Raw genomic sequence first — 12,965 nt, 5'->3', positions numbered from 1 at the left:
CTTGTTTATGTATTTAAAAAATTTATTCAAGCTTAAAAGATTCTTTTGGGAGATCAACTAACTTTAGGAATATAGATGCATTTCCAGCAATAGATCTTTCCATATAGTCTATTCTTACTTTATCAATAGGTCTATGACAATAAATTTCTTGCATTGGAGAATAACCAATAGCAGGTTTTTTATCTCTACCACATATTACAGAAAGATCTGTTCCAAAATCCCAGTATCCATATTTTACTGGATCTCCAATAGAATCTATTGCATCAGCTGCTGCTTTTACAAATGGATGTTCTTTATCGATTTTCCAAGCTTGTTTGATATTTGGAACAGTCGCTGTCTTTCCTGTATAAGAGGTTCTTGGAACTGCAGCAATCTCAACAGTCGCTCTAAAGTCTGGATCTTGTGCACTTAGTTCATCAATAACACCTTGAATTTCCTTCAAACAGCTTTCTGCTGTCTCCCCTGGAACAAATCTTCTATCATAAGTTATATGCGCTCTATCAGGAACAATACAAAGAGCCCCTGGTGTACAATTAATAATTGTTAAAGCAATGCTTGATTTTCCTAGATCTTTATCAGTTCCAGCATTTTGGGCTACAACTTCTTCTACTCTATCAATAAATTTTGTAGCTTTATTAACTGCATTAATTCCTAACCACGGTGCGCTTCCATGAGAAGTAACACCAGAAATTGTTACTTTTAGCTCTACACGTCCTCTGTGTCCTAAATAAAGTTTTAGTGATGTAGCCTCACTTGAAACAACCCCATCATAATCTAATCCTCTTTTTGGAAAAGTTTCATCAAGCAATTTAATCATACCTAATTGTTCTGCAGGTTCTTCTAAAACAACACCTGTAAACATAAAGTTACCTTTTAATTTATACCCCATTTCTCTTAATTTGATTAAAGCATATCCTGCATAAATTTGGGTTGCACCTCCACCCTTTACATCAGCTGCTGCACGGCCATGAATTACTTCTGCTTTTTCAAGTCCTGTTCTATCTTGATTTTCTACATCTACAACATCAATCTCTGCACCGTATGGATCATACCCTTCCCATTCACTAATGTCACCAGGATCCACATGGTCTAAGTGTGAATTGTACATAATAGTAGGGCCAGGTTCATCTCCTTTAATAATTCCAACTACATTTCCCCACTCATCACGAAACACCTCATCATAACCTAGCTTTTCCATTTCCGCTAAATAAAGATCTGCTACTTCTTTTTCATCACCAGAAATAGCTGGTGTACGAATTAATCTCTGACAAAATTCTACAGCTTGTGGTTTTAATTCAGCTGCAAGGTTATTAAGTTTTTCAAACATATATATCCTCCTTCCATATTTGTCTCATATGAGAGGCTTAATGCCAATATAATAATGCAATATATATGCCAACTATTTTTTGAAATAAAATGGCTTATTTTGTATCATTTATAAATTTATTATTTTATAAAAACAAGCTCTTGATTCATTTTTGAATCAAGAGCTATATTAAAAAACCTTTTTACCAGATGTATAGTTGTATTTATCTAAAAATAATTTATTTTCTGATTATTGATTCGTTTTTGTATCATGTTGATTCATCAAAATATCATTCAAAAAACTGGGAATATCCCAGTTTTTAGTAAATCCTTTTACTTTGATTATACTCTTCTACACTTCTTAATGCCTCACCAAATCTCTTAAAATGTACAATTTCTCTTTCTAGTAAAAATCTTAAAGCATCCTTTAACAAAGCATCATCCGTTAATTTTAATAAATTTTCATATACTGCCTTTGCTTTTTTTTCTGCAGCCATATCATTATATAAATCTGCTATAGGATCTCCTGTTGATGAAACATAGCTTGCAGTCCAAGGATTTCCTGTACTATCCGCTGGATATACAGCTGTATCTCTTATAGCATAATAAGGTCCCATATCTGCTTTCTTTATTTCTTCAACATTAACATCTTTTGTCAGTTTTACAATCATAGTTTGTATCATTTCTACATGAGCTAACTCTTCCGTGCCATGATGTTATTAATAATAATCTTATTATTATCTTTCCCACTTTTCTTTATTCTATACAAAAGAGCAGGAGAAAAAATCCTGCTCTATAATGGTTTTGGCAATGCAGTTATGAACTTAGCATATTGGTTTCCGTAATTAATAATGTTAAGGCTATGGAAAGGCTTCATATTTAATCCTTCTTCTATGGTGAATGGTTTTATTTCTTCTTCTAAATTCTTCAAGTTTTCTTTTTCTGTTCCTGCTAATAACATATATGAGGCTCCAGCAGAACGTATTGCATCATGAAGTTTCCTAAACTGCTTAAGATAATGTATTGTAAAATAAAAGTCCACGCCGAATTTTCTAGCTTCTGTTATAATTCCAGTTATCAATGCAGATGCTGTTGGCACCTGAAATATTTCATCAATAAGTACGTGACACACCTTATCATAATTCTTCCTTTGTAGTGCTGCAAGCCATATCCTACTCATAAAATATGTTACTATTGTATCTTTGATTTGTTTATTAGTGAATGTATGTTCTGGTAGCTGTATAAGGACTGTTTTCCCTTGATCCATCCAATCAACGAAATTATGAGAATAATTTATTTCTGCTTTTGACATAGTTCTTAAGTATATATCTTTCATGAGAATATTAACACGATCCAATATTCCTTCTATCTTACTTTCTTTTGTTCCTACAATTCTTCCATCCTTATCTCTATCATGTAAATTATCTAAATCTACAATTTCAATATCGTCTTCTTTGAATATTCCAGAATACTTTGCTTTCCTTATAAACTCATTACGGATTTTCCAGTTAGTAAGTATATCTATAACATCAGCAACTTTTGCCCCTTCATGTATGAATGTAACTTTTGATGCTGCATCTAAATATCTACTCATTCGAGGGCTTAATTGTTCATCAGATAGTGAATCTATCAAGTATTCTACTTGTCTCGCTAACATATTTGCCACTCTTAATTTTCCCCAGTTGTCTTCAGGTACTTTTATTTCTGGATATGCTAGTGCAAATAAGTTTTCTTGCTTTGATAGATCGATTACTATAGCATCTGTATGCTTTGCTATCTCACCGCTGAGCTCACAATTTTTAATATAATCAAATACAATTACACTATCACCTTTTTGAGCTGAATTTACTGCAAAGATTTTAGTATATTCGGATTTTCCAGCACCCATGGGACCTACTATAATTTTAGGAAGTGCTAATATATTTTTGTCATTTGGCCAATACGTAGTTTTTATTAGTCCTTTATGTTGTGCATCTCCAATCGGAATATTACCTGCAAGTAATTGTTTAGGAACCTCTATCTCACGATTATCTATATTATTAATTTTATATGTCTTCTGGTAGTACCTTGTTGGCATCTGCATTATCTGTGCTAATTCTTTACTGCAAAGTATGTTTTTATAATTACTACGATCTTTTAATATAAAACTGTTATCTCCAGCCATAGAATTAAATGATTTAAGTACATTTCTAAAAATCATATCTGCCCTATTAGAATTAACAGTAATAAATATCTTTGTCTTATACGCATTATATTTGCTTTTTTGCTGTGTATCTCTACTTAGACCATTTCTAAGTAACTTTGCGTATCTATTGTTGTTGATGTATTCATGTTCAATTTTTTCGTCAGTTATAAGATCATTAATGAAATCTATGCCTGTATAAGCTATTTCTAATAAAAACGATACCGACTTAATGCCTATCTCTTTTATATCCAGTGCTGTTTTGTTTGCTACTCTACCTTTGTTAAAATTCTTTATATGTTCTTCAATCTCTCTGTACCACGTAGGGCTTACTGGTATCATTTCCAATCTAATTAATACACTTTCTTTTTCTCGTAGTATATTTTGGGTTTCTAGAAGATGTGATAATGGGAATTGTCCTCTAAGATCAGTCTTTAGTGAAAGGAAATAATGTTCGGCAAGTTCTAACTCTTTTGTTTCTCCTAGTACGGGTATTCTAGTTTTTATATTTTTAAAGGTTGCATTTCTCCAACATATATTAAGTTCTGTAGTTACATTGTCTTTTAATTGTTCTGGAAATCCTAGATAAAAAAATACATTTTCTTTAGATATTAGAATTTCATATGTTGTCATATATTGCGATTCAATACCTATAGTTTTTTCTGTCTTTCTTATCTTTTTAAAAAAGTTTCTATAGCAATGAATATTTTCAAGCAATCCTATTGTTTTGGAATTATCTATATTGATATCAGGGATAATTTGTATTTTAGAATTATATATCTTTTTTATTTTCACTGGACCACCTTCTTATAACAACATTGCAGCTACTTGAATTAATAAAAATCCGTATATTCCATTTCTTGCAACTTTTTTCGCTCCAAACTCATTCCCGAATAACCAAAGTATCCCTGCTATTACTAATACAGTTACTAGAGCCTTCCAACTTAAACTTGATATTTCATTAACTATATCAACGAATATTGGATCTAATTTATTGCTTAACCCCTTGATGCCTTTTCCTATTACCCCATAAACAAAAATATTATTTATCAATCGAAGAACCTCCTTTTAAATATTCCTAAATACAATCCATATAAAATTTCATAGATACTCTTAACTAATAAAGCAACAACTACAAAACGTAAAAAGAATTCCATGTTTATTTTTTCTCCTTTCGTGTAACAATAAAAATAATATGATAACTAAGGAGCTGATATCATGCTTACTCATATCGGGTTAGGATTACTGTATTTTGCACTTTCTGGAATGTTAGCAAAAATTATTTCATAAATTTTAAGTAAACATGCATTTTTACAAATTTACTCGCATATGCTGATAGCAAAGTGTTGCTTATCAGCTTGATAGCCATATTATACCCTTTCGTCTGGAAGGGTATTTTTATTTTATATGTTGAATATTTCATCTATTTGATCTTTAAATTTCATTACGTTATCTTCTTTATTAATTTGAATACTGTTAAAATTTTTCTGAATATAGTCTTCGATATACTTTTTAAGCTCTGGTGATAATCCACCTCGTTCCATATCTTTCTTTATTAGATTTCTAATGTATCGTGAAACATTTTCTTTTGTCTCCAGATGATGGATAATACTTTCATCGTTGATGCTTACAGGTATAACTTTTCTACTCACCAAATCTCACCCTTCCTATTTGCTCGTAACAGGTTGCATTGGTAAACTGCGAATCATGAAATAACTCTGCATTAGGCATATACTTTTGGAGTCTTTCATTCAATCCCTTCGATCCACCGCCAATAAGGATAATATAATCAACTGTCTTGATTGGAAAATCAAGCTTTATATCCGTCATGAATCCTTCTACATGGCTATTTATTGCAGGCTCTAGAAATCTCAGATTCTGATATTTACCGTATATCTTTATGCCTTCATTTAAAACCCTTTCACCATCTATTACATCAAGATTTAATTCTAGTTTTGAATTCACCTCACTGATCATCTGACTATATAGTTTCAGCATACCTTTTTCATATGTTCTGTATTTTTCTAGTTTCATATTCTCAAAATAGCAACAATCAATAGTCAACCCTCCAATATCTATAACTAGCACTTTTGCATTACGATACTGATTAGGGTTTAGGAATATAGGTCCAGCTCCTTGAACAAATACATCAGCTTTAATAATCCGTAAATATTTCTTCTGGTTATTAATTATAATTTTAGTTAGTCCGCTATCTAAGAGCATATCTTTTAATTTTTCCTTTTGCTGTTTATACTGTCCTGGTGGTAATCCCGTAATTAGTTTTACATCTGTTATTTCTCTTTCTGTACTTTTAGCAATAGATGTTAATATACATACTTTTGTTTTTTCATCATCAACCTTATTGGTATCTACAGTAAAATTACTTTCTTTCTCTCCTACAATATAACTTTTCCCTTCAATCTGTACTTCGATTACATTATTTATGTCTATTGTTTCACCCACTCGCACTCTTGATGGGAAAATTACTCCTTTCGAATTTTTTGTATAGGTATAACCTTGATCTACTCCTATTAACATTTCGCTCCCCCTTTTTATTACTAATTAATATTTTGTATTACACACCTGTAATAAGATTTAATATTTTGTATTACACTATCAATGTATGCTAGATAACTAAATTAATGTATGTCCTAGCTAAATTTTTTATAAAAAAATTGCCTAGATTATTCATCTAAGCAAAATATTTCTTCAACAGGTTTATTTAACTTTTTAGCTATTTGCAAAGCTGTTTCTAATACAGGAATAGTATTCTTTTCATACTTTGTGTACTGATGATAATTTATTTTCAGCATATTAGAAAAATCCTTTTGACTCATCATATACTCCTTCATTCGTATCTCTTTTAGCCTATTTTTTACCCCCATATCCCCCACCTCATATTATCTTTAGTTAATATATTATGTATTTTATGTTAAAGTGGGGATTCCTTTAGGAAAGTTTCGACAAAAATCTTAATACTATAGTTGGACAGTGCTGAATAAACATAAATAGGGAGGTGATTAATTTTGGAAATTATTACTGTATTCTTGTGGAAAATTTTTTGGATATGTATATCTTTAGCTGCAATTGGTGCAATTTTAGGGTTAATATTTAGAAAAAGTGAAGTATTTAATTTTTGTGCTGCTCCACTTGGAATCTTTGTATTCCTGTTCGCACTATATTTTTTCGCAGACAAAATATTTTTCCCAGTGATTGAAACTTCTTTTAATGCAGCAGGTAAAGCTGTGGTTTTTACTTTTACTAATGCAAAACTAGTTGCCTTTTGGACAGTTGGTACTGCAGTGTTTATGGGCATAGTTTCTTTTATTATCGCTTACATAAAGCAAAAAAGAACATAAAAATTAAAGATGCAAGATTATTTTGCAAAGTAATTTTAGATATTAAAAAGAGCTTTGATTATACCCAAGGCTCTTTACATTTATTTTATCACTATAGCTTTTGATGGACATGAAACCGCGCAAGAACGACACTTTATACATCTAGACATATCTATCGAAACGATATCTTCTTCTATAGCGTTGACAGGACAAATTTCTATGCATTTCTTGCATCCACTACATTTACTTTGATCTACTTTTATAATCATAATCTCCCCCACCTCGTCTTTAGTATATATTATGTATTTGATGTTGAAGTGGGGATTCCTTTAGGAAAGTTTCGACAAAAGGATTGTCAAAAAAACAAACAATCAGGCAATTTATGACGAAAATCTCATAAATCGCCCTGTTTGTGGTATAATTTTCCTGCACCCAAGGCACATATAGGGGAAAGGTCCACTGATACAATGTATGAAGTTATAACAATATTTCTTATGTTTGCTAGTTTGGCAGTTTCTATTGCGCAGTATCGCAAATAGAACTGTTTTAATATAAACGTGCAGTAAGAGTTTTGCCAATTTCATTACACTATATACTTATTTATCGATTTTGTGGTGTGAATCTGTTACGATCTGGTCAATCTACCTGAGTCTTACTATCCTATATGTGACAGTGAGCGGGCGCAGATTTGATAAATCGCCTCATACACAGTAACATATTAGCACAGGCTTGACTCTTACTTATTATATGTATATTGCAAATTTTGGAAAAAGATGATAAGATTATTTTAACATAAGTAACTTTTGTTATAGCTATCAGTAGGAACTTTCTTAATTATCACAAGCTGACCACTTGTAAAGAATTAAGAAAAAAAGGGGGCTTACATGTGATCAAAAAAAGGGGTGAAAACAATTACTATTGAAATGAATATTTTTTCAACTAAAAACAGATCCATATTTCAAAGTTTAATTGTAAAAACTTAACCCCAAAAGAGCGTCAATTATTTTGGCGCTCTTCCCCTTTTTTGATCAAATAAACATTATGTACGAACATATGTTTGTTTTTATTTCTAATATATGGTATTATTTTCTTGAGGTGATTCTATGAATCGTACTTTAAGTAAAAGACAACAACAAATACTTGATTATATAAGAAAAGAAATAGATGAGAAAGGCTATCCTCCTACTGTTAGAGAGATTTGTAATTCTGTTGGTTTGAGTTCTTCTTCTACTGTACATGGACATTTAGAAAATCTTGAAAAGAATGGTTATATTAGAAGGGATTCAACTAAGCCAAGATGCATTGAAATAGTAGAAAAGGAAAATAACAAACATATCATAGTTCAGGCTTCAAAAGATAATATTGCTCTTGGAATTCTAAAAGGAGATCATATACTTTTTGAGAAAAATGTTTCTCCTAAAAAAGATGATATTATAGCTGTGCGCAGTAATGATAGGATTTCTTTCAGGAAATATACTAGATCGGCTAAGAATATTCTAGGCGTTGTCGAAGGAGTGTTTAGGAGGGTGTGAGAGTGGAAATAAATCTTGTGTTTTTAATTGAATTCTATGTTATTACAAAATACTAAATAAGACTCCTCATTTATTTCATTAGAATCGACAGAATATTACAAACTATTTCATAGAAATATGTTGCAATTTCCCTTAAAATGTAATTATATAGTACTTTTATACTAAAATAACATTTTAAGGAGGTTTTTTTATGACTAACAAAATTTATGTTCCAATTTTAAAATGGAAGAAAGGAGAACAAGAAGCTTTAAAAATGCTAAATCCCGATCAAAAATCTAGAATTATACCATTAATTGAAATTACAGATTATGAAGAACCTATCAATATATTTGAATGCTTAAATAATTGTTTTCAAAATCCTGCATATATTGATACTACAATTGCAGCTCAAGATGATAGGGAATTTTTAATACAAATAATTAAAGAATTCAAAAGAAACAATAAGAATATATTGCCTATTATACCTTTTTATGATTTTCCTAAAACAGCTAAACTATTATTACCATTAGTAGACCGATTAGCTGTAAGGATACCTATCCCAGAAGATATTGATGGTCCAAGTTACACAAATATTTTTGAAACTATTAAAGATTTTAAACGTGGTAATAATATACTTATCGATGTAATTTTAGATCTTAATATCATAACGGAAAAAAATGAAGCTAATAGACAATTTAGAGAACTTAAATATATTTTAGAAGAATTTTTTATACCCGAAACCTTCTATGAGTCGATAATAATTTCTTCAACTTCATTCCCTGAAAATCTTTCTTCAATTTCTGCAGGAGAAAAAGCCGTCTTCAATAGATACGACATAAAACTGTTCAATAAAATATTAGAAATGCCTATGTTTAAGAATCTGAAAAACAAACTAATTTATTCTGATTATGGGGTCACAAAATTCACCGATACTGAATTAGATTTTTCTAAAATGAGATACGGCCCTCTTCCAAAAGTTAAATATACAACAATGGATCAGTATATTGTATTGAAGGGTAAAAGAAATAATAATACAAAAAAGATGGTCAAAAGTTATAGAGAATTGGCAAATGAAGTTTATGAGTCCAAATATTACTTTGGAGAAGAATTTTCTTTTGGTGATTTAGAAATAAAAGAAAGAGCTAATAAAAATAAAGGCCCCGGAAATAGTACTAATTGGGTTACTATTGGGGCAAATCATCACATAGCTGTTGTAATTGAACAGCTCTCCAAGATTCTCGAGATTTAAGTTTTTTTCTTACAAAATCTTTTATTTTTTGTTTTTCAATATTTTCATTCACTATTTCACAAAGAGCAAACCTAGTTTTGCTCTTTACTCCTTTATTTATTCCATTTAATCTCAATAGCTCTAATAATTCATTTTTCCATAGTAACTGCGCTAAATAAAAAGTATCTACCTTTTTATTAATTTTAAATTGGCGTTTCCTTTTCAAAATAGGCTGATTGCTCTTTTTTACAACATAATATATTCCCCACCAATCAGGAACTATTTCAATCACCTTAGAAATATGATTTTCTCCAGTAACAATCGTCATTGTATCAAAAATCTTATTATAAGATTCTATTTGTGCAGGAAGTCTATCAAGTGTATCTTGCTCACTTTTTATTTCATATCCATGTATCTTTCCGTTTATAACAGCAATATCAATTCTAGACGTACCAAAACATACATCCATTTCATGAATTAATTTAGTTGTTGGATCAGATATAAAAGCTTTAGTTTTTAAAAACTTTTTTAATAGGAGCTCTCTAATATCTGGATCATAAATCTTCATTAAAATCATCCTTTACTTACAACATTTTAGTTGCAAAAAATAAAAATAATAGCATTAGTAAGTATAAGCTAATGCTATTAATATTATATAATATTTAATAATATTTTACAATTGCTATATGTCGTATAAATATTCCACATCAACTTAATCCTGCCACATACACATTCCCTTAATATACAACAAAAGAATGGCTTATACAACTCTCCTATTGCTTTTCAGTAGCGAATATTAATCAGTAGATTTTTCATATAATTCATCTAATGTCATGCCAAGATAATCAGCAATTTTTTTCGCAACACCAATTTTCATACTATTAAAATTCTTTTTCCCAGATACATAATCTGATATAGTTTGTTGTGGTATCCCTGTATCCTTTGATAACCTGTAACCAGAAACATTGTTATCTTCTAATACTTTTTTAAATGCCATTTAATCACCCTATTTCCTTCTTAACAGATCAATTATTAATATTGTAATACCTAGATAAAATAACACGTCAAATACTTTATATGGTGTTAATAAGTGAAGTGCTTGAATAATCAATAAGCCTACTAGATATTTTTTATTCATAGTTTTATGCTAGATGTGATATAATAGTATTAAGAGTTGGGGCTTTTTAGCCCCTGTGATTAGTCGTTTCTATCTCTTTGAAGTGCAACTGCTATGGCGATGGTACTTACTACTTCGAAGATGATATGAACGACTTTTTCAATTTCATCTAGCATTTCCTCACCTCTCTTTCTTAATTATATTATACCGTATTCTCGGTATAGTATCAAGAAATATTTTCCATTTTCTCAAAAACAAAAAAAACAGGGACCTAAGCCCCTGCGTCTTCTTTTCTGTCATCAGGTATTCTTTTCTTGGTAGACTGCTTCCACATTTGATTACCCAAAACAGCAGCACCTGTAATTAGAATCCCTTGCATTACTCCCTTTGCAACCTTTTCTGTTGTAGAAATATCTGCAGTCAACAGAGAAAATACTATTGCAAAAACCAACAAAATAAAAGGAATAAACTTATCCTCTATCATTTTAAGATTCTTTAGGAATACCCCCAGTACATAGACTACTCCTATAATAATTAAATTCTGCTCCAATACAAAATTCATAATATCCATTATAACATCCTCCTATTTCCATTTTATTGATGTAGCAATAAATCCAACAATTAAGGCTCCGACAAATGTTCGCCAGAGCCATGTTTGACTATCTTCAATTTTTTTAATTCTTTGTTCGTTATTCATTGCCTTATTATGTGTGGTATCTAGTTTTTCTCTCAGATTGTTATATCCATCTATTTTCGTTTCGATACGAACAATTCTTTCTAGTATTTCTTGAATAATATCATTATTCATAAAACACCTACTTTCTCTCGTCCCAAAATGCTTGCTCATCTGTCCTACTATCTAGATGGATAAACGTATCATAAAATCCCACACCACCATTTATTCCATCAGCTTCACAAAGTTTAAACCATTTGTTTTTAATGTTATTGTAGAATTCTTCTATTCTAGATTTATCATATTTTTTCAATTCCTCCATAGGCAATGCAAAATCTGCAGCAATTCCTTTCATATGCTTTGATTTTTCAGCTCCACCAATTTTTTTATTGTACTCAGGAGTTCTATATCCACTATTAATAATCATTGGTCTACCATACCAAACCCTAAATTTTTCTAACCTGAAAATATGATCCAATACTTCAGCATTCAATAACACTTCCATATTCGCTTTACATGCAAATTCTTTTATATTAAAATGTTCTGTAATTTGTCCATCATACACTTGTATTTTCAACATAAAAAGCCTCCCTTAATACATAATTTTAACTTTCTTTTCTTCTGGAATCCATAAAACACAAGCGTTATTATTTACATATCTTAAAGGGACTAAAGTCCTTCCAGATTCAATTTTAGCTACAGCTTCCATCTTAATAACTTCTCTATTTTGTTTCATCATATTACTACCTATCGTAAATTCTTTAGTATCGACTAACGGTTGTAAACTACACAAACCAAAACCGTAGTATTTATCAAATCCTAGTTCTCCTAGGTCTTTTGAAAACGCTACGGTTAAAAGATTCATAAATTCTTGCATGCTTAAGTATTTGCCTAATGTTTTATATTTACATTTGATAAGTGCTGCAATTCCTGCAACGAGTGGTGTTGAAAAGCTAGTTCCATCTAGTACCAAATATTCATCATTATATTTGTAATGTGGTACAGGAATATTCTTACCTACTTGAACAACATCAATCCATTGTCCATAATTAGAGAAATCACATCTTTTTTCATTCCAATCTATAGCTCCTACACTTAAAACTGTATCAAAGCAAGCTGGATATTTTCTTAATTTCTTTCCTTCATTACTCATACTACAAACAATTAAGACATCATTATCGTATGCATATTGACACGCTTCTTCTATGCCACCATAATTACTTTTATGACTATAACTAAGATTTATTATATCACAATCTTCATCCACAGCTTTTCTAATCGCTTTAGCTATATTATCATTGTATGCTTCATTCTTTTCATCATTGATTTCTAAATTCAAAATTTCAACATTCGGTGCAACATAAACTAAGCATCCTGCAGTAGCTGTTCCGTGCATTCCTGGTTCTACGTTATCATTTATCACATTTTTACATTTAATCTTCACATTTTTAAATTCCTGATGTTGTGTATTAATACCTGTATCAATTATTGCTACCTTAACATCTTGACCGAAAAAACCCTGACTCCAGAAGGTTTTTCGGCCTGTTATATTTAATATTTCAAATAGATTGTTGTGTTGTTTCTTCATGATACTCCTCCTCTTTTCCCCAT

General features: G+C 30.5%; 15 protein-coding genes and 2 pseudogenes. 3 read left to right on the top strand and 14 right to left on the bottom strand.

Annotation, left to right across the window (positions count from 1 at the left end):
- Positions 1–22: 22 nt before the first annotated feature.
- The 7 genes and pseudogenes from FQB35_RS04715 to FQB35_RS04685 form a co-directional block, all read right to left on the bottom strand.
- Positions 23–1,327: a M20/M25/M40 family metallo-hydrolase gene (locus tag FQB35_RS04715; RefSeq protein WP_148808876.1), complete on the bottom strand. Its 1,305-nt coding sequence runs from the start codon at positions 1,325–1,327 to the stop codon at positions 23–25.
- Between the two features lie 298 nt (positions 1,328–1,625).
- Positions 1,626–2,003, bottom strand: a pseudogene (locus tag FQB35_RS04710) (manganese catalase family protein); the annotation flags it as partial.
- 95 nt (positions 2,004–2,098) lie between these two features.
- Positions 2,099–4,282, bottom strand: coding sequence for a type IV secretory system conjugative DNA transfer family protein (locus FQB35_RS04705; RefSeq protein ID WP_148808874.1), 2,184 nt, complete (start codon positions 4,280–4,282; stop codon positions 2,099–2,101).
- A 12-nt stretch (positions 4,283–4,294) separates the two neighbouring features.
- Positions 4,295–4,540, bottom strand: a complete 246-nt coding sequence (locus tag FQB35_RS04700; RefSeq protein WP_148808873.1) for a hypothetical protein — start codon at positions 4,538–4,540, stop codon at positions 4,295–4,297.
- Between the two features lie 350 nt (positions 4,541–4,890).
- Complete coding sequence (locus tag FQB35_RS04695; RefSeq protein ID WP_148808872.1) at positions 4,891–5,139, bottom strand: GIG1 family protein; 249 nt, start codon at positions 5,137–5,139, stop codon at positions 4,891–4,893.
- Positions 5,132–6,025, bottom strand: a complete 894-nt coding sequence (locus FQB35_RS04690) for a ParM/StbA family protein (protein ID WP_148808871.1) — start codon at positions 6,023–6,025, stop codon at positions 5,132–5,134. Before FQB35_RS04690 ends, FQB35_RS04695 begins: the two co-directional genes overlap by 8 nt.
- Positions 6,026–6,171: 146 nt before the next feature.
- The gene (locus FQB35_RS04685; protein WP_148808870.1) at positions 6,172–6,372 is read right to left on the bottom strand and encodes a helix-turn-helix transcriptional regulator; all 201 of its coding nucleotides are present in this window, start codon (positions 6,370–6,372) and stop codon (positions 6,172–6,174) included.
- Positions 6,373–6,513: 141 nt separating this feature from the next.
- On the opposite strand from FQB35_RS04685, the gene FQB35_RS04680 reads away from it, so the two are divergent.
- Complete coding sequence (locus tag FQB35_RS04680) at positions 6,514–6,846, top strand: hypothetical protein (protein WP_148808869.1); 333 nt, start codon at positions 6,514–6,516, stop codon at positions 6,844–6,846.
- Between the two features lie 80 nt (positions 6,847–6,926).
- Here FQB35_RS04680 and FQB35_RS04675 read toward each other — a convergent pair whose 3' ends face one another.
- A complete protein-coding gene (locus tag FQB35_RS04675) occupies positions 6,927–7,094 on the bottom strand; it encodes a 4Fe-4S binding protein (protein ID WP_148808868.1) in 168 nt (55 codons plus the stop codon).
- A gap of 834 nt (positions 7,095–7,928) precedes the next feature.
- On the opposite strand from FQB35_RS04675, the pseudogene FQB35_RS16615 reads away from it, so the two are divergent.
- Both FQB35_RS16615 and FQB35_RS04665 read left to right on the top strand, forming a co-directional pair.
- Positions 7,929–8,139, top strand: a pseudogene (locus tag FQB35_RS16615) (LexA family protein); the annotation flags it as partial.
- 408 nt (positions 8,140–8,547) lie between these two features.
- On the top strand, positions 8,548–9,585 hold the full coding sequence (locus tag FQB35_RS04665) for a beta family protein (RefSeq protein WP_148808866.1): 1,038 nt from the start codon (positions 8,548–8,550) through the stop codon (positions 9,583–9,585).
- Here the strand turns inward: FQB35_RS04665 and FQB35_RS04660 are convergent.
- The 6 genes from FQB35_RS04660 to FQB35_RS04635 form a co-directional block, all read right to left on the bottom strand.
- Entirely contained in the window at positions 9,521–10,132 is a 612-nt protein-coding gene (locus FQB35_RS04660) for a sce7726 family protein (RefSeq protein ID WP_148808865.1), read from the bottom strand. The genes FQB35_RS04665 and FQB35_RS04660 overlap by 65 nt on opposite strands.
- A 228-nt stretch (positions 10,133–10,360) precedes the next feature.
- Positions 10,361–10,561 (bottom strand): helix-turn-helix domain-containing protein, encoded by a 201-nt coding sequence (locus tag FQB35_RS04655; RefSeq protein WP_148808864.1) that lies wholly within the window; start codon positions 10,559–10,561, stop codon positions 10,361–10,363.
- A 391-nt stretch (positions 10,562–10,952) separates the two neighbouring features.
- Positions 10,953–11,252, bottom strand: coding sequence for a phage holin family protein (locus FQB35_RS04650; protein ID WP_148808863.1), 300 nt, complete (start codon positions 11,250–11,252; stop codon positions 10,953–10,955).
- 12 nt (positions 11,253–11,264) lie between these two features.
- On the bottom strand, positions 11,265–11,489 hold the full coding sequence (locus FQB35_RS04645) for a hemolysin XhlA family protein (protein WP_148808862.1): 225 nt from the start codon (positions 11,487–11,489) through the stop codon (positions 11,265–11,267).
- A gap of 7 nt (positions 11,490–11,496) precedes the next feature.
- On the bottom strand, positions 11,497–11,934 hold the full coding sequence (locus tag FQB35_RS04640) for a YcbK family protein (protein WP_148808861.1): 438 nt from the start codon (positions 11,932–11,934) through the stop codon (positions 11,497–11,499).
- A 12-nt stretch (positions 11,935–11,946) separates the two neighbouring features.
- Positions 11,947–12,942 carry a S8 family serine peptidase gene (locus tag FQB35_RS04635; RefSeq protein WP_148808860.1) on the bottom strand — a complete coding sequence of 332 codons (996 nt, stop codon included), beginning with the start codon at positions 12,940–12,942 and terminating at the stop codon, positions 11,947–11,949.
- Between the last annotated feature and the right edge of the window lie 23 nt (positions 12,943–12,965).

The sequence above is a fragment of the Crassaminicella thermophila genome (assembly GCF_008152325.1).
Taxonomy (GTDB): domain Bacteria; phylum Bacillota; class Clostridia; order Peptostreptococcales; family Thermotaleaceae; genus Crassaminicella_A; species Crassaminicella_A thermophila.
The sequence above is the reverse complement of the archived record's forward strand: the minus strand, read 5'-3'. Positions and strand labels throughout refer to the sequence as shown.